Source organism: Paraburkholderia sp. 40 (assembly GCF_050434105.1).
In the GTDB taxonomy this organism is placed as follows: Bacteria; Pseudomonadota; Gammaproteobacteria; order Burkholderiales; family Burkholderiaceae; genus Paraburkholderia; species Paraburkholderia tuberum.
The window spans coordinates 2,347,161-2,369,781 of the sequence record NZ_JBNPVY010000002.1 but is presented as its reverse complement, the minus strand read 5'-3'; the positions used below and the strand labels follow the sequence as shown (position 1 = coordinate 2,369,781).

21 protein-coding genes are annotated in these 22,621 nt (G+C 62.3%); 8 read left to right on the top strand and 13 right to left on the bottom strand.

Annotation, left to right across the window (positions count from 1 at the left end; all coding sequences use genetic code 11):
- Positions 1–29 precede the first annotated feature (29 nt).
- Positions 30–2,351 (bottom strand): polysaccharide biosynthesis tyrosine autokinase, encoded by a 2,322-nt coding sequence (locus OKW28_RS12215; RefSeq protein ID WP_429445808.1) that lies wholly within the window; start codon positions 2,349–2,351, stop codon positions 30–32.
- An 810-nt stretch (positions 2,352–3,161) separates the two neighbouring features.
- Between OKW28_RS12215 and OKW28_RS12210 the strand changes: the two genes are divergently transcribed.
- Together OKW28_RS12210 and OKW28_RS12205 are read left to right on the top strand one after the other, a co-directional pair.
- On the top strand, positions 3,162–4,097 hold the full coding sequence (locus OKW28_RS12210) for a GlxA family transcriptional regulator (protein ID WP_429445806.1): 936 nt from the start codon (positions 3,162–3,164) through the stop codon (positions 4,095–4,097).
- A 58-nt stretch (positions 4,098–4,155) separates the two neighbouring features.
- Positions 4,156–5,172, top strand: coding sequence for an ATP-grasp fold amidoligase family protein (locus tag OKW28_RS12205; RefSeq protein WP_429445804.1), 1,017 nt, complete (start codon positions 4,156–4,158; stop codon positions 5,170–5,172).
- Positions 5,173–5,324: 152 nt separating this feature from the next.
- On the opposite strand, the gene OKW28_RS12200 is transcribed toward OKW28_RS12205, so the two are convergent.
- From OKW28_RS12200 to OKW28_RS12180, 5 genes are all read right to left on the bottom strand, one after another.
- Positions 5,325–6,032, bottom strand: a complete 708-nt coding sequence (locus OKW28_RS12200; RefSeq protein WP_429445802.1) for a substrate-binding domain-containing protein — start codon at positions 6,030–6,032, stop codon at positions 5,325–5,327.
- A 14-nt stretch (positions 6,033–6,046) separates the two neighbouring features.
- Positions 6,047–6,730, bottom strand: a complete 684-nt coding sequence (gene ligK, locus OKW28_RS12195; protein ID WP_429445800.1) for a 4-carboxy-4-hydroxy-2-oxoadipate aldolase/oxaloacetate decarboxylase — start codon at positions 6,728–6,730, stop codon at positions 6,047–6,049.
- 2 nt (positions 6,731–6,732) lie between these two features.
- Positions 6,733–7,758 (bottom strand): amidohydrolase family protein, encoded by a 1,026-nt coding sequence (locus OKW28_RS12190; protein WP_429446933.1) that lies wholly within the window; start codon positions 7,756–7,758, stop codon positions 6,733–6,735.
- Between the two features lie 71 nt (positions 7,759–7,829).
- Positions 7,830–9,188 carry an MFS transporter gene (locus OKW28_RS12185; RefSeq protein ID WP_429445798.1) on the bottom strand — a complete coding sequence of 453 codons (1,359 nt, stop codon included), beginning with the start codon at positions 9,186–9,188 and terminating at the stop codon, positions 7,830–7,832.
- A gap of 616 nt (positions 9,189–9,804) precedes the next feature.
- The gene (locus tag OKW28_RS12180; protein ID WP_429445797.1) at positions 9,805–10,170 is read right to left on the bottom strand and encodes a hypothetical protein; all 366 of its coding nucleotides are present in this window, start codon (positions 10,168–10,170) and stop codon (positions 9,805–9,807) included.
- Between the two features lie 21 nt (positions 10,171–10,191).
- On the opposite strand from OKW28_RS12180, the gene OKW28_RS12175 reads away from it, so the two are divergent.
- From OKW28_RS12175 to OKW28_RS12160, 4 genes are all read left to right on the top strand, one after another.
- Positions 10,192–10,554: a hypothetical protein gene (locus OKW28_RS12175; protein ID WP_429445795.1), complete on the top strand. Its 363-nt coding sequence runs from the start codon at positions 10,192–10,194 to the stop codon at positions 10,552–10,554.
- Between the two features lie 3 nt (positions 10,555–10,557).
- Positions 10,558–11,352, top strand: a complete 795-nt coding sequence (locus OKW28_RS12170) for a molybdopterin-dependent oxidoreductase (RefSeq protein WP_429445793.1) — start codon at positions 10,558–10,560, stop codon at positions 11,350–11,352.
- Between the two features lie 48 nt (positions 11,353–11,400).
- The gene (locus OKW28_RS12165) at positions 11,401–12,015 is read left to right on the top strand and encodes a hypothetical protein (RefSeq protein WP_429445792.1); all 615 of its coding nucleotides are present in this window, start codon (positions 11,401–11,403) and stop codon (positions 12,013–12,015) included.
- 218 nt (positions 12,016–12,233) lie between these two features.
- The gene (locus tag OKW28_RS12160) at positions 12,234–12,635 is read left to right on the top strand and encodes a DUF3597 domain-containing protein (RefSeq protein WP_090809158.1); all 402 of its coding nucleotides are present in this window, start codon (positions 12,234–12,236) and stop codon (positions 12,633–12,635) included.
- Between the two features lie 292 nt (positions 12,636–12,927).
- Here the strand turns inward: OKW28_RS12160 and OKW28_RS12155 are convergent, their stop codons facing one another.
- Together OKW28_RS12155 and OKW28_RS12150 are read right to left on the bottom strand one after the other, a co-directional pair.
- On the bottom strand, positions 12,928–13,200 hold the full coding sequence (locus tag OKW28_RS12155; protein ID WP_084754487.1) for a hypothetical protein: 273 nt from the start codon (positions 13,198–13,200) through the stop codon (positions 12,928–12,930).
- 328 nt (positions 13,201–13,528) lie between these two features.
- Positions 13,529–15,229 (bottom strand): Na/Pi cotransporter family protein, encoded by a 1,701-nt coding sequence (locus OKW28_RS12150; RefSeq protein ID WP_429445790.1) that lies wholly within the window; start codon positions 15,227–15,229, stop codon positions 13,529–13,531.
- A gap of 376 nt (positions 15,230–15,605) precedes the next feature.
- Here OKW28_RS12150 and OKW28_RS12145 point away from each other — a divergent pair, with 376 nt between their 5' ends.
- Positions 15,606–16,346, top strand: coding sequence for a 3-ketoacyl-ACP reductase (locus tag OKW28_RS12145; RefSeq protein WP_429445788.1), 741 nt, complete (start codon positions 15,606–15,608; stop codon positions 16,344–16,346).
- Between the two features lie 173 nt (positions 16,347–16,519).
- Positions 16,520–16,924: a Fis family transcriptional regulator gene (locus tag OKW28_RS12140; protein ID WP_429445786.1), complete on the top strand. Its 405-nt coding sequence runs from the start codon at positions 16,520–16,522 to the stop codon at positions 16,922–16,924.
- Between the two features lie 16 nt (positions 16,925–16,940).
- Here the strand turns inward: OKW28_RS12140 and OKW28_RS12135 are convergent, their stop codons facing one another.
- From OKW28_RS12135 to coxB, 5 genes are read right to left on the bottom strand one after another with little or no spacing between them, the layout of a single operon-like run.
- On the bottom strand, positions 16,941–18,269 hold the full coding sequence (locus OKW28_RS12135) for a c-type cytochrome (protein ID WP_429445784.1): 1,329 nt from the start codon (positions 18,267–18,269) through the stop codon (positions 16,941–16,943).
- Positions 18,269–18,685, bottom strand: coding sequence for a hypothetical protein (locus OKW28_RS12130; RefSeq protein ID WP_429445782.1), 417 nt, complete (start codon positions 18,683–18,685; stop codon positions 18,269–18,271). Before OKW28_RS12130 ends, OKW28_RS12135 begins: the two co-directional genes overlap by 1 nt.
- Positions 18,682–19,323, bottom strand: a complete 642-nt coding sequence (locus tag OKW28_RS12125; protein ID WP_429445779.1) for a cytochrome c oxidase subunit 3 — start codon at positions 19,321–19,323, stop codon at positions 18,682–18,684. The genes OKW28_RS12130 and OKW28_RS12125 overlap by 4 nt, the downstream gene beginning before the upstream one ends.
- A 1-nt stretch (position 19,324) precedes the next feature.
- Complete coding sequence (gene ctaD, locus OKW28_RS12120) at positions 19,325–21,322, bottom strand: cytochrome c oxidase subunit I (RefSeq protein ID WP_429445778.1); 1,998 nt, start codon at positions 21,320–21,322, stop codon at positions 19,325–19,327.
- A 28-nt stretch (positions 21,323–21,350) separates the two neighbouring features.
- Complete coding sequence (gene coxB / locus OKW28_RS12115) at positions 21,351–22,340, bottom strand: cytochrome c oxidase subunit II (RefSeq protein WP_429446931.1); 990 nt, start codon at positions 22,338–22,340, stop codon at positions 21,351–21,353.
- Between the last annotated feature and the right edge of the window lie 281 nt (positions 22,341–22,621).

Genomic DNA, 22,621 nt, shown 5'->3' with positions numbered 1-22,621 from the left:
CGCTTTACCGCGTTGGGATCTCCACACGCTCAGGCGCCTCGCGGCGCTTGCTGCCCGACGTCGTTTTCGCCGAAATCGCTGGCATAGTTCGTTTCGTAGCCATAGTTCTTCGTGCTTCGACGCAGCGGAATGCCGTTGAACACCGCGCCCGCGATGCGCCCTTCCGCGCGTTCCACCTTTCTGATCGTGTCGGCGATCTCCTCCTCGCTTTGCATGCCCGAGCGCAGCACGAGCAGGGACGCGCCCGCCTCGTTCGCGACGATCGAGGCGTCGGTGACCGCGAGGAAAGGCGGCGTATCGATGATCACCAGATCGAACTGGCTCGACAGCCGCTCGAGTACATCCTTCAGGCGCGGCCTCATCAGCAGCGCGGCGGGGTTCTCCGGGCGCACGCCGCATGACAGGAACGTCAATCCGTCGATGCGGGTCGAGCGCAGCGCATTGCGGAGCGGCAGGCGTTCGGACAGTACTTCGGAAAGACCTCCACGATTGCTCTCGTTGAATAGCGAGGCGAGATGACCGCGTCGCATGTCGGCATCGATCAGCACCACCCGTGAGCCGATTTCAGCGTGCAGGATCGCCAGATTCGCGGCGACGAAGCTCTTGCCGGCCGATGGCGTGGGCCCGATGATCATCACAATGTTGTTGCGTGCATGCGCGAGATCGCGCGTGACGGCGGTCCGTACGCTGCGCAGCGCTTCGACCGACGTGTCGTGCGGAAAGCGCGCGGCGAGAATCCTGTTCTGAACGCCGGAATCGAACTGAATCTCGTGCAGACTCTTCTGCATCGGCGGATGGGCGCGCCCGGCCGCTGCCGGCAGCGATTTGCGCCCCGCGGTCGCATCGCGGTCGAGCAGCAGTTGCTGATGGCTGAACAGAATCTCGCCAAACACCGGCACGCTCATCTCGCGCTCGACGTAGCGCGGGTCGGTCACGCCGATCATCACGTGGCGGCGCATGAAGACCAACACGACGCCGGACACGATACCGAGCACCAATCCGCCGCCGAGCACGAGAATCGGCTGTGGCTTGACCGGCATATGCGGTCTGATCGCGCGATCGAGAATATGCGCGCCGCCCGTCGTGCTGGCGCGGCGCACCTGCAATTGCTCGGCCTTCTGCACCATGCCGAGATACACCGTTTCCGCGACCTTCTGCGCGCGGATCAGATCGACGCTCGCGCGTTCCGACGCGGGCATGCCGTTGAAATGGTCGGAGAATTTTGCTTTCGCTTCTTTCAATTGCGCCAGTTGCTCGTCGACGTTCTGCACCCAGCGGCTCTGTTCCGTATAGCGCTCGAGCATTTGCGTGCGCTGCAATTGCAGCGCCGCGATCTGCTTGTCGAGATCGAGGCCGCCCTGCAAATAGGCTTGCGCTTCGTTGGTCGGCTGCATCGATTGCGAGCTTGAGCGGAAGTTCTTCAGCGCTTCCTCGGCTTTTCGCAGATCGCCGAGTAGACGCGGGAGTTCGCCGTTAATAAACGCGAGCGTCTGCGTGTCGTTCGCTTGCCGGCTCGCCACCGCGTATGCGAGGTATTGCTCTCCCAATGCATTGGCGACGGTCGCGGCTTTGTCCGGACTCTTGTCGCGGTACTGGATTTGCAGCAGCCCAGAGTCTTTCACCTTGTCGCCAATCTTGACGAGACTGGTGAAGCGCTTGATGGCATCGAGCTCATTCCAGCGGATCACCTCGAACTTCGTGCCCGGCCGCGCAGCGAGTTCCTTCACGAGCATCGACACGCCGTTCTGCTTGAGCGGCATGCCGACCGTGCCTCTCGCCAGCAACTCGCCGGACGGGCCGTGCAATTCGAAGGCGCCATTGTCGAGCGCGGTCAAGGTCAGCTTCTCTTCCTCGAGTTCGCGCGGCACGTCGAGCGCGGCGATCTGCACACGCTCGCCGCCCCATGCAAACGATTTCAGCCCGAGCCACGGCGCCGCGGGCTGTCCCGGTGTAGCGAATTTCTCGGCGATGTCGCCGAGAACTGGAAGCTTGTGCGGCTTCACCGAAATGTCGAAACGGAACTGGTCCATCACCGGCTGCAAAACCGACCGGCTTTCCATGACCGCCATTTCGGTTACCGACGACGGCGTCGGTGGCGGCAACAGTTCCTGGTTCTGCAACGCGAGTCCGAGGGCATTTGGCTCGGGTGGGTCCACGCGAACGATTACGTCAGCGGAATAGATAGGCGTGGCAATCAGAAGATACGCGACCGCGAGCGTGAGGACGACGACCGTCGTCACCACGATCTCCCAGATGTGGTCGCGCATTAGCGTGAGCATCGCGCTGGCACTGAGTTGTCTACGCTCGGTATCAACAGCGGGATAGAGCGAGTTTTGCGGATAGTAATCCACCGGTCTGATCCTTGCAGGTTGATGAAACAAAACGATCGGTGATCGCTTTGCGTCGCCACGTCGCTATTTATGCCGCCGGCCGGATATACCCTCGATTGGCTGGCAGCACGGCGAAGCGACGTGCTGTGTCGGGTTAGGTCGGGGAGCCGTGTTCGGGGACCTCTCGAACCACGGAAGGCTACACACCTATTGCTTATCCACCGCGGCATTGCCGATTGTTCTTCTCACGAATCAGCGAATGCGAAACCCGCCATTCACGTAATCCGCGATTGACAATTTCTCTCTCGATGTTGCGGTGAAGCATAGTCCGCAAAGGATCGAGGCATTCGCCGGCGGCCCAAAGTAGGGTGCTATTGGCCGATAATGCGGAGCCTTTTACAAATGAAACAGAAGCCGGAAAGGCTTGTTGCGATCTGCAAGTGCTGTAACAGAGTTATACGACAGGTATCGTACATCGCGACAGAACGCCAATTGCACGGCTCAAGTGCCAAGAATGCCGTTGTTAACCCGCAAATCGCGCCGCATCCAGGCCACTCGGCGCATTCCGCCGATACCCCAGCGTTTCGCTTGCAAGAATCGCGCTAATTGATCGGGAAAAAAATTCCGCGCAACGTTAATTAGTAGCACGCATTTCCGCGAATAGCGAGGTAAGAATTTCTTGCATCCTGACGATTACGCCAAAACACCCACGCATGCCGGCCAAGCTCGTCTCGCACAAATCGATGCGCTAATCTCAATGCGTAGATTTTCCTGACTGGAGAAGCTCGCGTGATGAAGCACATTGGTCTATTCGTCTTTCAGGATTGTTCGATGGCAAGTACCGGCGCGATCGGCGACGCGTTCCGGCTTGCCAATGAGTCCAAGAGAACGGCTGGCGAAGAGGCGCCATACCGGTTTACCGTGGTATCCGACGGCGGCGGTCTGGTGACCAGTTCGTCCGGCATATCGATCTGGACGCAAGGCCTCGAACGCTACTGCCTCGCTGATTTCCACGCGCTCTTCGTGGCCTGCCGCGACGTCACCGAAGTCGCGGAATCCAACGACCGCTTTCTGTCGTGGATCTCGCTGCAAGGATCGATTGCATCTTTCGGCATGCAACAGGGTGCGAATCTCGCGGTCGTCTGCAACGATCCGCTGCAATCGATCGTGCCGATTTTTCTGTTCGACGACAGCGGTGACGCCGCGCGGACGCAAAGCAATGTGACGCCGACCGATCTCGCGCTCGCGCAGATCGAACGCGACATCAATACCGACACTGCCCGCAAGATCGGCCGCATCCTGCAAACCGGCTACGCCGAGAAAAACCGCTCCGAGTTCGACGACGTCAACATCACGACGACGACGGAGAAGATTCGCGAATCGGCGCGCTGGATCAAGGAAAACTACAGCAAGGCAATTTCGGTTGCGCAGGCGGCCGAATCGGTGGCGATGAGCAAGCGCAATTTCCAGCGCCGCTTCAAATGCGAGTTCGGCATGACGCCGCTCGAATATCTGCTGCGCACGCGCTTCGAGATCGTTCGCTCGATGCTGAAGAACACCGATCTGCCGGTCGACAAGATTGCGCGCCGCTGCGGAATGGGCGACGGTAATCGGCTTGGGCGGCTATTCAAGGAGCGTTATGGCATGTCGCCGACGCAATTCCGCGCGCAACAGCATGTGGATGCGGAGGAACAACGATGGCTGACGCCGGAGGAAAGCTGGAGTGCCGCGACCGAGATGTTGCGGCAAGCGCCGCTGACGCTTTGATTTCAATTCCCGTTACTCCGAGGACGACTCGTCGACTCGACCGCAAAGGGATTAGAACATGACGATCATCAAATCCGCCGAACTGGCCGCGCAGGACGCGGCCGTCGCGCCGGAAAACATGGCCTCCCTACAGCCCCGGGACAGTGCTCTGGCCGCGCCCTGCGGGCAGCCGGGCTTGCACAACGGTGCGCACGCGGCGCACGGGCAATCGCCATCTACCGCGAGAAAAATCAAGGAAGCGGCGAAAACGCTGTTGCCCGACGCCCTTTTCCTAAGCCTGTTACATCACAAATGCATTGGCCGCTATCCGAACCTGATTCGTCCGGTGACGTTCAATGAGAAGATCCTGCAGCGCAATCTTCATCCTGATCCGCGCTATATCGACCTGACCGACAAGCTTCTGGTGCGGGAATATGTTGCCCGGAAAATCGGCGACAAGCATTTGATACCGCTGATCGCAGTACCCGATGCATTCACGCCCGAAGTCTTCGACGCACTGCCGGATGCTTTCGTAATGAAAGCCAATCACGGCAGCAGCTACGTCGAAGTGGTGAGAAACAAATCAGAGACCTCGTTCGAGAAGCTGAAGAAGCTCGCCGACCAATGGTTGCGCGCCGAATTCTATTACGTTGGGCGCGAGCGGCACTATCGGACGATCGAGCCGCGCGTTTTTTTCGAGCAGCTGCTGCTCGATCGGCGCGGCCAGATTCCGGCGGATTTCAAAATGCACTGCTTTGGCGGCCGTCCTGGCGGGCCGATCATCTATATCCTCGTGATCTCGGATCGATTCGGCAACGCGACGCACGGCGACGTGTACGACGCCGACTGGAACCACCTCGATATCGCAATCGGCGACTACAAGCGCAGCGCGTTGCCCGCTCCGCGGCCGCCGCATCTACACGCCGTGCTCGATGTCGCGGCCCGTCTGTGCGAAGACTTCGACTATGTGCGCGTCGACCTGTATGCGCCGGACGACCTCGTTTATTTCGGCGAACTTACATTTACGCCCGGCGCGGGCGTGCTGCCCTTCACGCCGGACAGTATCGATTATGAGTGGGGCAAGCTGCTGGCTTGAATCCGCTTTCATTCGTAGCGTTTTGCCTCCTCCATCCGATCGGGCATGCCGGTCAGCGCTTTCAGCGTTTCGACGCCGAGCATGCGCTCACGCAAAGAGATGGAGGCGGAAGAGGCAAGGACACAAGCCTGGGCGGCGAGCGCCGCCCGCCATCAAGCCGGCGACATGCCGTTTTGCAGCTTTGCGCCGTCGGCCTCGCGCGAGGCCAGAAACGCCAGCAACGCCTGCGCTGCTTCACGCTGGCGCGCCACCGTGCAGATCGCGGCGGTGAAAGTCGTGCTGGACTGGGTGGCGGCCGGAAGCTCGCCGAGCACGTCGATGCCCGCCACGTGAATCAATTCGCTCATCTGCTGAAAGCCGAGCGCGACTTCTCCGCGCGCGACGAGCGTGCCGACCGGCACACCCGGCGGCGCCTTCACGATACGCGAAGCGATCTGCCCGGCAATGCCCCAGCGTTCGAACAGCTTCAGCAGATGCGTGCCACTCGGCCCCGTCGAGTAACCGATGCTGCGCGCACCGAGAATCGCGTCGCGCAGCGCTGCTTCGGACGCGATGTCCGGGTGCGTTTCTCCGGCCGCGACCGCGACCGCGATGCCCGAGCGCGCGAGCCCGACGCGGCTCGCCGCCTCGACACAACCCGTCACCACGAGCCGCTCGATCGCGTCGGCGGCAAGCACGACGATGTCGAAGACTTCGCCATCCTCGACCCGGCGCGCCGCATCGACGCCGCCGACCGATTCGATGACGACGCCTTGCCCCGTGCACCGCTCGTAGAACGCGGCGAGTTCGGCCAGCACCTGGCGCGTGGCCATCGACGAAATGCAGGTGATCGGCGCGCGCGTGGCTTGATCGTTGCTCATCGCGACCACGCCTGTCAGTCCTTGTAACGCAGTCCGGCCTGCTCGAGCGGCCCGCGCATGTTGTACATGTCGAGACCGAGCACCCCAGAGGCGAGTTTCGCGCGCTTCCCGGCTTCATTGGCCTCGCGCGCCGCAGCCTTGTCGAACACGGCTTGCGCCGCGGCCACCGGCACCACGACCACGCCGTCCTCATCGGCAACGACGACGTCGCCCGGTGTGACCAGTGCACCCGCGCACACGACCGGAATGTTCACCGAGCCGAGCGTCGCCTTGACCGTGCCTTTCGCGGAAATCGCCTTGCTCCAGACCGGGAAGTTCATTTCGGTCAGCACGCTGACGTCGCGCACGCCGGCGTCGATGATCAACGCATGAGCGCCGCGCGCCTTGTAGCTCGTGGCCAGCAGATCGCCGAAGTAACCGTCGGTGCTCTGCGTGGTGACGCCCGCGACGACGACGTCGCCCGGCCGGATCTGTTCGGCCGCGACGTGCAGCATCCAGTTATCGCCCGGTTGCAGCAGCACCGTGACGGCCGTGCCGCTCGCGCGCGCGCCGGTATAGATCGGGCGCATATACGGTTGGAGCAGGCCCGTGCGGCCCATGGCTTCATGCACGGTGGCCGAACCGAGCGCGCCGAGTTTCGCTGCCACCTCCGCATCCGCGCGCTGGATGTTGCGATAGACGACTCCGATTTCATACATGATCACAGCCCCTTCGTTTTCAGCAAGGCGTCGAGACGCGGATAGACGCGCCGCGCGTTACCTTCGTAGATCTTGTAGCGCTGCTCCGGATTCATATCCGCGGCTTGAACGTAGCGCTTCGTGTCGTCGAAATAGTGACCGGTTTCCGGATCGACGCCGCGCACCGCGCCGATCATTTCGCTCGCGAACAGGATGTTGTCCACGGGAATCACGCGCGTGAGCAGGTCGATACCCGGCTGATGATAGACACAGGTGTCGAAGAACACGTTGTTCAGCAGATGGTCTTTCAGCAAGGGCTTTTTCAGTTCCTGCGCGAGGCCGCGGAAACGACCCCAGTGATACGGCACCGCACCGCCGCCGTGCGGAATCACGAAACGCAGCGTCGGGAAATCGCGAAACAGGTCCGAGGTCAGGCATTGCATGAACGCGGTGGTATCCGCATTCAGGTAGTGCGACCCGGTGGTGTGGAAGCACGCGTTGCAACTCGTGCTCACGTGAATCATCGCGGGAATGTCGTACTCCACCATCCTCTCGTAGATCGGGTACCAGGAACGGTCCGACAACGGCGGGCTGGTCCAGTGGCCGCCCGACGGATCGGGATTCAGGTTGATCGCGACATTGCCGTACTGCTCGACGCATTTGACGAGTTCAGGAATACAGGTGGCCGGATCGACACCCGGACTTTGCGGCAGCATCGCGGCCGGCACGAAGTTCTCGGGAAACAGCCGGCTCACGCGATAGCACAGTTCGTTGCAGATCGCGGCCCACGTGCTCGAGATTTCGAAGTCGCCGATGTGGTGCGCCATGAAGCTCGCGCGCGGACTGAAGATCGTCAGATCGAGGCCGCGTTCGCGCATCAGTTTCAACTGGTTGTTTTCGATCGACTCGCGCAGCTCGTCGTCGCTGATCTGCAATTCCGACCCCTTCGGCAATCCGGAAGGACTCTTGATGCCTGCGATCTGGCGGTTACGCCACGTCTCCAACGCTTTCGGCGCGGTGGTGTAGTGTCCGTGAATGTCGATGATCACCGTGATTCCCCAGTAGATGAATTTATCCAGCGGCGCCCGCGAAACGCACGCGCGCAGCGTTGCCTCACGCCTCAATGCGCGATATTCGGCTGCGCCACCCTTTCGGCGCCGCCCACACGCTGGCTCATCAGGATGGCGATAGCGGCGAGTGTGGCGGGGATCGCGAGCATCGCCAGGATCGCGCCGAACTGCCAGCCGAAGCCGAGCAGCGCGCCGCCGATCGCCGAGCCGAAGATACTGCCGAAGCGGCCCATGCCGAGCATCCAGCTCACACCGGTCGCACGCGCAACGGTCGGGTAGCGGCCGGGTGCAAACGCGTTCAGACCGGTTTGCGCGCCGCTCATGCAGAAGCCCGCGGCAAACACCAGCAATGCGAGCGACGAAGACAGCGCGCCGATGTAGCCGAGCCCGAGCACGCACAGTGCGCCGCCGATATACGCGGCGCTGATGACCGGCGCCGGACGCGCCTTGTCCATGAGCCAGCCGACGAGGATCGCGCCGATCGTGCCGCCGATCTGGAACATCGCCGTGACGTTGGCCGCGGTCGTGACCGACAGGCCCGCATCCTTCATCAGCGTCGGCAGCCAGCCGGTCAGCAGATAGATGACGAGCAGGCCCATGAAATACGTGACCCACAGCGCGATCGTCATCGAGCCATAGCCTTGCGAGAACAGCACGCCGATCGGCTTGCGCGTCGGCAGCGGCGGTTCGTTCGACACGAACACTTCATTGCCTGCGAAGTGCACGCCGCACACACGGCCAAGCACCTTGCCGACGCGCTGCGCGGGCGCGCCGCGCACCGCGAGCAGACGGGCCGACTCAGGCAGAAGCCAGATCTGGAATGGGATCAGCACGAGCGGCAGTGCGCCGCCGAAAATCAGCACCGCGCGCCAGCCGTGAACCGGAATCAGCCAGCCGGCCGCGAAGCCGATCAATGCCGAGCCGAGATTGAAGCCCGTGAACATCACGGTGATCAGCAGCGCGCGCTTGCGTTGCGGTGCGTACTCGGACAGCAGCGTCGTCGAGTTCGGCATCGCGGCGCCGAGGCCGACACCGCTGAGCAGACGCAATGCTGCCATCGAAAACGGCGATTGCGTGAACGCAGTCGCGATCGTGAACACGCCGAACAGAAACACCGACGTAATCAGCACCCACTTGCGGCCGATGCGGTCCGATGCCGGACCCGCGAACAATGCGCCAATCACGAGACCGATCGGCGCCGCGCTCATCACGAGTCCGAATTCGGGGCGCGAAATCGCCCAGTCATGAATGATGGAAGGCGCGACGAAACCCATGATCGCGACGTCCATGCCGTCGGCGGTCACGATCAGAAAACACAGCACGACCAATAGCCACTGGTAGGGCGAAATCGACCGTTCGTCGATGAACTTCTTGATATCAATCCTGTTACCGCTGGAAGTACTCGTCATCAACACTCTCCTGTCTCCTTCATTGGTCTCATCGCGCGCTCGAAGCGGGTAGCTTCGCAAAGTACGTCGACTCCGTAACCATCGTGGCGATGGGCCCCTACACGGCTTACTCAAATAACTGGCGTGAAGGTACGTTTCGTCCTTCGCGGGCCAAAGCGCGGGTTAACCATAGGATCGATGCGAGTATCCGCATTCTCAGCGTTACGCATAGCATCGACGAAGCCCGTGCGATTCGCGCAAAGCCCCGCTGGACAATCGTTCAAACTAGAGTCACGGCCTTTCGAAGCGGGCTTTTCGAACGCCTGCTGGCGCACACCCTGATAAACAGAACAGATGAAGCGGGAATGAACTCGCATAGAATGGCAGTGAGACGCCCCGCTTTTCCGATCAACGTGGATGCGCCGCGCTGGTAGCGGATTTGCCCCGCGCAAAAAGGGCACAAAAAGAAAAAAACGGCATGAGCGTGCTACGGCCATTCCGCTTCGGGATGAGCGGCCTCGCGAGACCTGGACGCGGCGCGATCTTGCGTTGAAGCGCGCAATCGCACGCGTCGGCTTGCATACGCACTTCTGATTCAAGAAGTATTCGTGAATGGCCTGATGGGCGAATCCGCCCTTCAGGCCATTTTCATTTTGCGGCGGGACAACGCGCCCCATCGCCCGGTGAAACCACCGAACCTTCCGCGCTGCAACCTTCGAGCCAGCGTCCGCCCGTAGTCAGGAATGTCGCATGCTGCGTTTCCCATGCGGCGGGACGGCCTTCCTGCGCGATGTGCATCGTCATTGAAAGTCGATAGCAAGAACAAAAAGATTTCAGACACGACGGAATAACCATCGATCGATCGCGTTACCGCTTCGGGCGCAATGCCAGTCTGACGCTCGCAGCGTAACTCGTCGCCTGATCTTGCAAGCGCCCCCGGACCGGCGCCGACGGCATCCGCGTTGACGGCTCCAGCGGCACCGGAATGATTGTCAATGATCATGGAGTGGTCTTGAGGCACAACATGGTTCAACCCGGATGGGTGCGAATCACGCACTGGATCAATGCTGTCGCGGTCGTGCTGATGGTAATGAGCGGCTGGCAGATTTACGACGCGTCGCCGATCTTTCCCGCAATTGAGTTTCCACCTTCGATCACGCTTGGCGGCTGGCTCGCCGGAGCGCTGCAATGGCATTTCGCAGTGATGTGGCTCGCCATTTGGAAGTCGGTGCAGTTCCCGCTGCTGCGCACGCTGATGGGCGGATATGACAACGCGCGCGTGGTGCACTTCATGTGTATGAGCGTCCTCGTCGCGTTTTTCGTCATTCACGTCGCGATGGTTGCGCTCGTGCCCCGCTCGCTGCTGTTGATGCTACGTGGACGGTAAATCATGACGATCCGAAAACGAACCGCGCAACAAGGCACCTTCCGCGCGACGCATGGCGAATCGATCATTCGCGATGCTCAGCGCGAACTCAAATCGCCTGCGCGCCGGCTGTTCGGCCGGCGGCTGCTGACGTTAGGCGGCATCGCGTTGCTGTCCGGTTGCGATCTGACCGACGACAAGGCGGTGAACACCGCGCTGCGCCGCATCTCGTTCTTCAACGACGACGTGCAGGCACTGCTGTTCGATCCGAACAAGCTGGCGCCCACGTATCCGGCATCGATGATCACACGGCCATTTCCGTTCAATGCGTTCTATGGCGTCGACGAGGTGCCCGAGATCGATGCCGCGACCTACCGTCTGCAGGTCAGCGGCCTCGCGCACGGCAAGCGTACGTGGGCGCTCGACGAACTGCGCGCGCTGCCGCAGGAAAGCCAGATCACGCGTCTTATCTGTGTCGAAGGATGGAGCGCGATCGGTCGCTGGGGCGGCGTGCGCTTTTCCGAATTCCTGCGCCGCGCGGGCGCGGACACGAGTGCAAAGTACGTGTCGCTTCATTGCGCGGACTACAACTACTGGACGAGCATCGACATGCCGACGGCGCTCCACCCGCAGACGCTGCTCACGCTGACTTACGACGGCGACGTGCTGCCGCCGAAATATGGCTTCCCCATGAGGCTGCGCGTGCCGACCAAGCTCGGCTTCAAGAATCCCAAGCATGTCGTCGCTATCGAGATCACGAACCAGTATCCGGGCGGCTATTGGGAGAACCAGGGCTACAACTGGTTCAGCGGCTCGTGACGCAATGATGTTTTTCTCCTTCCATCAACCATCCAGTTGGGAGTTCCTATGTCGTTCCTCATCAAATCAGGCGCAGCCTTGATGACCGCAGCGCTCGTGAGCGCTGCTTTCGCGCAGGCGCAGGCCACGAGCCCCGCGCGCATCCGGGGCGAAATCATGTCGCACGACGGTGACACGCTCAAGGTCCATCGACGCAGCGGCGATACTGTGTCGATCGATGTGAAGCCGGCAGCGAGCGTTTCGGCTGTCAAGACGATGCAGCTATCGGATATCAAGCCGGGTACATTTATCGGCACGGCTGCAACCACGGGCGCCGACGGCAAGCTGACAGCATCGGAAGTGGTCGTGTTCCCAGAGTCCGCGCGCGGCACGGGTGAAGGACATTACGCGTGGGACCTGGGCCCGAAAAGCTCGATGACGAACGCGAACGTCGACACCGTCGTGCAGAGCACGAGCGGCCGAGATCTGAAGCTGTCGTACAAGGGCGGCAGCAATGTGGTGACGGTGCCGCCCAACGTGCCCATCGTCACGTTCACCCCCGCGGAGCGCAGCGACCTTACGCCGGGCAAGAAGGTGTTCATTGTCGCTACGCCCGCGTCGCAGGGGACTTACGTTGCGCAACGCGTCGTGGTCGAAAAGGACGGTGTGGCGCCGCCGATGTGAAGGCTGACCTGGGCCTCGGATAGCGCCACGCACGGCGTCATGTGTTGACGTGAAGCGGGCTGGGTCGTGTCAGGATCATTGCGCGCGGACCAATACGAGCAGTTGACGGGTTGACAAAATATTACGTTTTTCACTGTGGTAGATCGCGTAGCATAGTGGGGGTATGTCCTGCGAGCGCCCCCACTCGCATTCGTCATTCAACCGCGGAGATTTCGGAAATGAGTATTTTTGGTGACATCGTGCACAAGCTGTTCGGCAAAGCGAAGCCGGACCAACCTCCCCCCGCGACGGAACCCACCCCCGACCCGGCCGCCGCGCAAGCCGCGACGCCCAGCGCTCCCGCCGCGCCCGCGCCGCTGACCGACGTCGACGTGGCCGCCGTGATGGATCAGCTCGTCAGCGAAAGCGGACAGACGTTGAACTGGCGTACGTCGATTGTCGACACGATGAAGGCACTCGGCGTCGACAGCAGTCTCGAACACCGCAAGCAACTTGCGCAGGAATTGAAGTACAGCGGGGACATGAACGACTCCGCGAGCATGAACATCTGGCTGCACAAGCAGGTGATGCAGGCGCTCGCGGCAAACGGCGGCAAGCTGCCGCCCGATCTGGCAAGTTAAGCAGGACGAAGCAGGCGTTTCGCAGTAAGCGAAACGAAGCAGGCGTTTCGCAGTAAGCGAAGCGCAGTGGAAGTCGCGCAGTAAAAATCACGCAGTAAAAATCAAACACTCAGTCCAGGTTGCCCGGTCGAAGCACGAAACCGGGCAACCGGAAACTTCTCCGCTCGGCAATCAATGCTCGCACAATCGACTATCGAGAGCGCGCACTGCACGCGCCCGCGACAGCACGATTGCCATCAGCCCACGTATCGAAACGCGGGTGACGGAACCCATTGCGATGGAATATACGCGGCTATTGCGCCGCGGTGAGCTTGAGTCCCGGCCGCAACGGCTGGGGAGACTCCAGAGGAGCCTTGCGTTCGTCCGATACCTGTTCGATTCCCTTTCTCGTCACTTCTTCGAGGAAGGTCAGGCGAGCCCGATAGTAATCGGCACGCAGCTGTGCGTCGAGCACGAGCTGTTCGGCCTGAAACAGTTCCATGCGCAAGTTGTTCAGCGCGCGTTCGGCCTGTTTCTCGGGAGTAGGAGCATGTTGTGAAGCCCAGTTAGCAAGCCACCTTATCATGGTGAAGCCCTCCTTGAGTTCAATGCTCTGCTGCGACAAAGGCTATCAAATTATGGATGCGGCGTGTGTTAAATCGCTTCAGGCGTTGCTTATTGTGCGAGCTACCGTGGATCATCGCACGATCGACTTCACCGCCGCGCCTTACTACTGATACCACAACACGCGCGAGGCGAAAAAAGCCCGCACAGCAAAGGCGGGCAATCCCACTCTCTTTGAAAGCGTGTCACGAGGATGACACGCCACAAGTTTAGATCTCGTGCAACCCCAACGTCCGTGTGCTGGCGATCACTTTGCGCGAATATATCGATCTCCAATCATGCGTTGCGCGTTATTGCAGCTCTTGAAGCGCTGCCACATTTTTCGCAATGGCCCGCGCAAACTGCGCGATCTGCCGGCCCTGCTCGATCAGATCCATGGCGATCCGGAACGTGACCACGTCCGCCTTGTCCGCCAGCTGAAGCTTCGCAAGCACGACCTGACGCGCGGTCGCGGCGAGCTTGTCGATGCCGGCCTTTGCGTCGACGACCTTCGCGACCTCTTCCGGATCGCGCGTCTCGATCGTGCGGATCGCCTGCTCGAGATTGCGGATCACCGCCTCGGAAAACTGCGTGGTCGCCGCATCGCGAAGACGCAGCAGATCGATCTGCTGCGTCATTCGTTGTTGTCCGACCGTCATCAGCGTCATGCCGACAATGCCGCTGATGCTCTCCAGATGACTCGTGACCTGCGTGTAGCCGACCACCTGCTGACCTTCTTCCTCCGAGTGCTGCCGCTGCGACAGCCGGCCGATATATTGAAGAATCTCGAAGGCCAACCGGTCGCTTTCCTTGTCCTGATCGAGCATCTGATTGATCTCTTCCATCGTGCCGGTCGACACCATCTGCGAGCCGCGTTGCACAACGTCGAGCACCTGCGCGCCGAGCCGGGTCAGCTCGATACGCACGCGTTGCAGTGCAAGCGCCGGCACCGTCAGCGACGTCTCGTCGAGATACTGCGGATCGCCCGCGGGTTTGGCGGCCTTCGCGCGCTTCGGCACGACCAGTTGCGCGAACCGCGCGATCGGACCGGCAAACCAGATCAGCAGCAGCGTGTTCGCCACGCTGAAAAGCGTATGCACATTGGCAACCTGGCGCGGCGCCTCCGCCGCGAGGCGCGCGACGCCCTGCAGGTCCGCATGCGACGGCGATATCCAGCGCACGAGCTCCGCCATCTGCGGAATCAGGAAGAGCGCGATCACGACGCCGAGCACATTGAACACCAGATGCACGACGCCCACCTGCACCGCCTCCGGTGGCTTGCCGATGGAGGCGAGCAATGCCGTGCCGCAGGTCCCGACATTCGCGCCGAGAATCAGCGTGATGCCGGCTTCGAGCGGCATCAAGCCCTGGCCGCTCAACGCAATCACGACCGCGAGCGTCGCCGCCGAGCTTTGCACGATCGCAGTGAAGACCGCCCCCACGATGACGCCGACGAGCGGATTGCGCATGTCCTGCATCGCGTCGATGAACGGCTGATAGGTGCGCAGCGGATGCGTGGACTCGCCCATCAGCTGGATGCCCATGAACAGCAGTCCTAGCCCCATTACGACGCGGCCGAGCTGCCGCAGCAGCTCGCGCGGGGCAAACGCGTGCAGCACGAAGCCGATCGACAGCATGTACGGCGTCAGACGCGAAACGTCGAAGGCGATGATCTGCGCGGTGATGGTCGAGCCGATGTTCGCGCCCATGATCATCGGCACCGCCTGGGTCAACGTCATCAGGCCGGCGGACACGAAACCGACCATCAGCACCGTCGTGATGGTCGAGGAATTCAGCAGCGCGGTCACGACGGCGCCCGCCACCACGCCGCGAAACCGGCTTGCGGTCAGCACGCCGATCAGTGACTGCAGTTTCGATCCCGCGATCGCCTTCAGGCCGCCGGTCAAGAACTCCAGACCGAGAAGAAACAGCGCGAGGCCGCCAATCAACAGCCCGAAGATCCCAAGGAAGTTCAACCTGTCGGGATCGATGTCAGCAAGATAATCAGTCATCCTGATGTGCCTCTGATGATCACACGAATAGACGCGGGAGCGAGGGACGGCTTCGCGCCCCGCATCGACGACCGTGCAGGCAGTCTGCCGCACGGTGTCCGGGGCAGGTACTTAAGGCTAACGCTAAGGGTAAGAGGAAGATGGCGCGCAGGCAAGGACGGGAGGGCGGCCGGCAGTCTCGAGCGACCCCGGAGTTCGCAAAGCATGCAACCCGCAATCGACGTAATTCATTGCCCCGTCAAGCAACGATTCCCCCCTGATTTGGCAGTTAACCCGTAGGTGAAAATGCCCATCGTCCCAGCCATTGGCCGCTGCCAATAATAGGTCCATCCTCCAATCAAACTTGCTCAACTTACCCAAACAAGAAGGAGGACTTATGGCAAACCGTGTTGCATACGTAACCGGCGGCATGGGCGGTATCGGAACCGCCATTTGCCAGCGCTTGCACAAAGAGAACTACACCGTCATCGCGGGCTGCGGCCCGAACTCGGCGCGCAAAGCCCGATGGCTGGAAGATCAGAAAGCGCTCGGCTATAACTTCGTCGCATCGGAAGGCAACGTCGCGGATTGGGAGTCCACCGCGAAAGCGTTCGAGAAGGTCAGGAAAGAAGTCGGTGAAGTCGACGTGCTCGTCAACAACGCGGGCATCACGCGCGACGGCATGTTCCGCAAGATGACGTTCGAAGACTGGGAAGCGGTGATCGACACCAATCTCACGAGCCTGTTCAACGTGACCAAACAGGTCATCGAGGGCATGGTCGGCCGAGGCTTTGGGCGCATCATCAACATCTCGTCGGTCAACGGCCAGAAAGGCCAGTTCGGGCAAACCAATTATTCGACCGCAAAGGCCGGCATTCATGGCTTTACGATGTCACTCGCGCAGGAAGTGGCGACCAAGGGCGTGACCGTCAACACCGTGTCGCCGGGCTACATCGGCACCGACATGGTCAAGGCCATCCGTCCGGACGTACTGGAAAAAATCGTCGCGACGATTCCGGTACGGCGTCTCGGCACGCCGGAAGAGATTGCGTCGATCGTCGCGTGGATCGCGTCGGATCAAGCGGGCTTTGCGACCGGGGCGGATTTCTCGCTGAACGGCGGTCTGCATATGGGCTAACGGGAACGGCGCCGCGCGGTACGCGGCGCAGCCGTTTTCCGTTATGGACGTTGTCAGGTTCCGTGCTGGTGTAGCGGCCGGCGCGAGCCGGCCGCCTCAGTGAGCTTATGACCAGAAAAGCGAGCCCTGCTCGCGCTGCACCCGCGAAGTCGCAGCGCACGCGCCCGAAGGCTATGCTGCGCCCGATCGTACCTGCCAAAGCAGGCGAAATTTCGCTCGACTATCACATGACGCTCGAGGCATTACGCAGCGGCGTCGCCAATCAATATCACGTCGGCAGCATGGCGCAGGCCATTTACATGGCGATGCTGCTGAATCAGCGCGGCTATGGTTCGGCCGTACCCGAGCTGTTTCGCGACGCGGAGGGCGCGATTCTGCGCTGCCGGCAGGCGGGACTCGAAACGGGCATCTGCGTGGTCGATCACGACGCCTACGCGCTACTCGGTCAGGTTCTCACGCTCTTCGATCAGCAACTCGCGGCGGCGCCAGTACGGGAGTTGATCGCGGTCAATGCGAAGCTGAAGACGCTGTTCAGCGCCGCCAATGGCCACTGCGACGGCAACGAGAACACCGCATGACGAGGCGCGTTGGCATTTACTTGCGCAATGCGCCGCGCACGCTCGACACATCGTTTCGCGTGACCGGTCCGGCCGTATTTCCCCATGTGGTCCGAACAAACGTGAGCACGCGGGCCATTTCGGTGTCCGTCAGCTTGCCGGCGAAAGACGGCATCTTGCGCGGCTCCGGTCCCGACTCGGTATGCGGACTGCCCCCGCCTTCGACCAGCAAGCGCACCAATGACGCGCTCGACGCCGACAACACCGCGGGGTTGCCCGCGAGGCGCGGATACTTGTTCGGCACCCCCGCCCCATCCATCTGATGACAGCGCGCGCAATATGATGCGTAAATGCCCGCGCCGGGTCGTTCCACATCCCCGGTTTTCAGCGCCTGCACGGTTTGCTGCGCGGCGGCGGAGCGGGCGTTGAAATAGCCGCTTGGCGCGCGCGGTGGCAGGCTCTTCAAATACGTGGCGATCGCCGCGAGATCGTCGTCGTTCAGGTACTGCGTGCTGTCTTCGACGACCTGCACCATGCTGCCGAACGGGACGAGTCCGCCGCCGTGGCCGTTTCGAAGGAACTCGACGATGTCGGTCGCGGAACTGCGGCCGAGCCCCGAGCCCGGGTCGGCGCTCAGGTTCGGCGCGAACCAGTGATCGTTGGTGCCTCCCGTCAGATAGGCCGATGCCGACTCGTCATAGCCGCGCTCTTCGTACGCCGGTCCGCGCGGCGTGTGGCAGGCGCCGCAATGGCCGAGCGATTGCACCAGATACGCGCCGCGATTCCATTGCGCATCGCGTTTCGCATCGGCTTTGAACTGGCTTTTCGGCGCGAATGCCCAGTCCCAGAACATCAATACCCAGCGCTGATTGAATGGAAACGGCAAGCGCGTTTGCGGGGCAGGCGCCGCGACCGGTTGCACGCCGTGCATGAAGTATGCGTAGAGAGCATGCATGTCGTCATCGGTGATCTTCGCGAACGACGGGTACGGCATCGCCGGATAAAGCCGCTTGCCCCCCGGCGCGATGCCCTCGCGCAACGCGCGCACGAAGTCGTCATAGCTATAGCGGCCGATGCCGTATTGCGGGTCCGGCGTGATGTTCGACGTATAGATCGTGCCGAACGGCGAACCCATGCCGAGGCCGCCGGCAAACGGCGGTGTGGCCTCAGGCGCCGCGCCCGGATGCGGGACGCGCGGCGCGGCGGTGTGGCAACCGGCGCAATCGGCGGCTTTGGCGAGATATGCGCCGCGCGCGATCTGCGCGGCGTCGGTGGAGGCGCTGGCGGCGTTTGCGGTCGCTGCTATCGTCAGCGGGCATGCGGCCGCGATGGCGAACCTGACCGCGTTGAGAACGTCGCGCTTCATTACCACCACCTGCACGGCGACACGATCGCGACCGCGGCATCCGTTGCGAGCAATGCGAACAGAAACAGCGTGCTGCACATCACCGCGACGTGCGTCAGAAACCAGTCGAGTTCGGCACGCGTGCGGCGCTCGCCGTTCAGCGCACCGAACTTCAGGGGCGCGACGCGGCGCAGATTGCGCCACGCGACCCAGGTGCCGAACGCGCCCGCGATCAGACACACGGTGCCGAGCGCGACGAGCGCCGGACGCATCCACGAAACGAGCGGCGCGCCGAGCGGATGGTTGTACGGATAGCAGGCCTGCGCCGCGAGCGCTTCCGCGAGCATCATCTGCAACAGCCACGCGAACGGCGCCGCGAGCAGACCGATCAGCACGTAGGGCATCGAGATGTGCGAGTCTCTGGGCGCTGTCGTCATGACCACTCCCGGAACAGATACGGCGTCAGATACAGCGTGCTGAAAATGAACAGCCAGACGACATCGACGAAGTGCCAATACAGCCCACCGATCGACAGCGCCGCGCAGCGTTTGTCGTCGAAATAACCGAGCGCGGTCCAGATCGCCAGCAGCGTCAGCACGACGATCCCGACCAGCACGTGCGCCATGTGAAAGCCGGTAATCGTGAAGTACAGCGAACCATAGAGATGCGAGGTCAGCCCATACGGGTGGTTGTGCCATTCGCGCAACTGAATGCCCATGAAGATGCAGCCCAGCACGATGCCAACCGCCATCGACGCGACACCGAGCCGCAGCCGACGCCGACGCACGCAGCGCTCGCAGAACCAGACGAACACGCTGCTCGATAGCAGAATGACCGTATTCGCGCTGCCTAGCCCGAGCTTCGGCAATCCTTCCGGCGGCCAATGCTGCTGGCTTTGCGAGGCCAGATACAGATACGAGAAGATCAGATAGCCGAACAGCGCGCCTTCGGTCGCGATCAGCGTGAAGCAGCCCCACCAGCCGCTCGATCGCTCGCCCGCGCTGCCAACCGGCAACGCACGCGCGGTCTCGTCCGGTTCGCTCGACGAGCGATTGAGATCCAGTGCATCGCTCATGTCAGCCTCCCGCATCCTCGACCGCGACCGGCTCGCGCTGGATCAGCGCGCGCTCGGGCCACAGCCACGTGATGATCGAGACCGCGCAGCCGGCCAGCATCGCCCCCACGAACACCCAGGCGGTCAACGCGAGCCCCGCGAACAGTAGCGCGGCAAAGACCGCGAGCCAGAACGGCGCGTACGAATCTTCGGGCATCTTCAGGATCACGTCGGGACTCGCCTCGAGCGCGGTCGTGCCCAGCGCTTCGCGACCTTGCGCGAGCAGATAGCCTTCGTCGAGTCGCGAGCGTGTAAGAACCGCGTCGCCCGGCTCGTCGATCCGGCCTTCCCACAACGGATGCCGGCTCGCGAGCGTCGGCACCACCGCGAAGTTGTACGGCGGCGGCGGCGAGCTGATCGACCATTCGAGCGTCGGCGCGTCCCACGGATTGTTGCCGGCGAGTTTGCCGCGCTTCAGGCTCACCGCGATATCGATCAGAAACAGCAGCACGCCGGCCGCAAACAGGAACGAACCGAGCGACGTGACGAGGTTCACCGTGTTCCAGCCCATGTCGGCGGGATACGTGTAGATGCGGCGCGGCATGCCAAGCAGTCCCGCGATATGCATCGGAAAGAACGCGACGTTGAAGCCGATGAAGAGCACCCAGAACGTGAGCTTGCCGAGACGCTCGTTCGTCATCCTGCCGGTGAATTTTGGAAACCAGAAGTAGATGCCGCCGATCACCGGAAATACGTTGATGCCAAGCAGCACGTAGTGCAGATGCGCGACGACGAAGTACGTGTCGGTGAGTTGCCAGTCGAACGGCACCGCGGCCGTCATCACGCCGGAGACGCCGCCGATCACGAACAGCAGCACGAAGGCCGCGAAAAACAGGAACGGCACGCGATACACGGGGCGACCGGTCCAGATCGTCGCGACCCAGGCGAACGTCGCGACCGCGCTCGGCACCGCGATGACCATGCTGGCCGAGCCGAAGAACGACAGCGCGAGCGCGGGGATACCGGTCGCGAACATATGGTGAATCCACACGGCAAAGCCGACCACCATCGTCGCGACCGTCGCCAACGCGACCGGCCCGTAACCGACCAGCGGCCGGCGGCAAAAGACCGGCAACGCATCCGACACGATGCCCATGGCCGGCAACACGACCACGTAGACCCACGGGTGCGCGAAAATCCAGAACAGGTGCTGCCAGAGCAGCGGCCGCCCGCTATTGAGCACGTCAAAGAAATGCGTGCCGATGCGGCGGTCCATCCACAGCATCAGAAACGCGAGGCTCACCGACGGCACCGCCAACAGATTGCCGCCCGACGCGGTCAGCGTGCCCCACACGAGCACCGGCACGCGATCGAGCGACATGCCCGGCGCGCGCATCCTCAGCAGCGTGACGACGAAGTTCATCGCGCCGACCGTCGTCGAAATGCCGAGCAGCACCATGCCGAGCGCGTACACGTCGATATTCGGGCCGTTGCTGTACTCGAGGCCGGACAGCGGCACGTAGTTGAACCAGCCGGCGTCGGGGGCCTGGCCCGTCGGAAAACTCGCATACAGGAAGATGCCGGCGAACAGGAACACCCAATACGACAGCGCGTTCAGGCGCGGAAAGGCCATGTCGCGCGCGCCGAGCACGAGCGGCCACAGATAGTTCGAGAAGCCGGACAGAACGGGCAGCGCGTACAGAAAGATCATCGTCAGTCCGTGCATCGTGAACAGCTGGTTGTACTGTTCGGGCGTCAGCACCGTTGCGTTGGGGCGCGCCAGTTGAACGCGCATGATCAGCGCTTCGACGCCGCCCGTCAGCAGAAAGATGAACGCGGTCACCAGGTAGCGCAAGCCGATGGTCTTGTGATCGACCGTCGAGAACCAGCCGCGCCAGCCGGGCCGCGACTCCCAGATTTCGCGCAGCCGCTTTTCCTGCTCGCTGCCGGGCTCGACACGGCCGCGCCGCGGCGTGCGGGTCAGCGCGGGTAGCGAAGCGCAAGCGGGATGATCGGACATTGAACGGGCTCCTCGAGTGCGATGCGCTTCAATGCAGCGTCGCGAGATACGCCGACAACGCGGCGGCCTCGCTGGTGGTCAGCGCGATACTGGGCATCAATGCATCGGGTTTGATCCGCTGGGCGTGCTCGATCCAGTCGAGCAGATGGTCGGGCGTGTTGCTGAGCGCGCCTGCCGCGATCGTGCGACGCGAACCGAGATGCGTCAGATCGGGCGCCTGCACGCCAGTCGCCTTGGTGCCGCGAATCGTGTGGCAACCCGCGCAGCGCTCCTCGAACAGATGCTGGCCGGCCGCGACGGCCGCGTCGCCCGTGGGCACGGTGGCCGCGCGTCCCTGCGCGTCACGCCACGCGTTGAACGCCGCGGCGTCCTGCGCGATCACTTCGAACGCCATATGCGCGTGCTGCGCGCCGCAGAACTGCGAGCACTGCCCACGATAAATACCGGGACGGTCCGCCTGCAGCCACTGCTCGTTGGTTTGGCCTGGAATCGTCTGCGTCTTGCCCGCGAGTTGCGGTACCCAGAATGCGTGCACGACGTCCGCGCTTTTGAGCTCGATCTTCACCGGCTCACCGACCGGAATATGAATCTCGTTCGCCGTGCTGAAGTTGCGGGCGGGGTTCGGATCGTCGCGGTAATCGGCTTTCCACCACCAGTCGTAAGCGGTCACGGTGATCGTCAATTGCGGATACGACGCGGGCGACGCCACCGATTCGAGGGTGATCAATGCATAGACCAGCATCGCCAACAGTACGACCGACGACACCGCAGTACCGATGAACACCCAGCGGATGCCGCCGGGCTCGGCGCTCAGCGCATCCGGTTGCGCTGCGGGACGCTGGCGGACCATCGCGCCGATCAACAGGCCAGCGACGATCAGCGTGACCAGCGTCACGATCGCGGTGAAAACCCAGCCGAGGTACAGCGTCGGACGAGCCGCCGGGCCAGCCGCGTGCAGGAAGTAGTTCAGCGGCGCCACGGCGTCCGCGTGCGCGGCGTGCGCGGAAGCGATGGCCAGCGCTGGTAACCACGTGACGCTGCCGCGCGTGACGCGCCGCCTTGACGTTCCGGATGCTGCCGCTGCTGCCACTGAGGACCCCGCTGATAGTGATGAGCTTTCAACACGCGTCGTCCCCTGCGAACGAAGCGACGCCCAAGCAGGTCAGCAAAAATCAGGCCGCGTATGGCGCGGGTGCGGGGGAGGTTCGCGCTGACTGCGGCATGTCAGCAGAAGGGTGCATTCGCTCGGTTATGGGAATGCGTAAACCAGTCGTTGCATAGCCGTGGATTGCTGCCGCA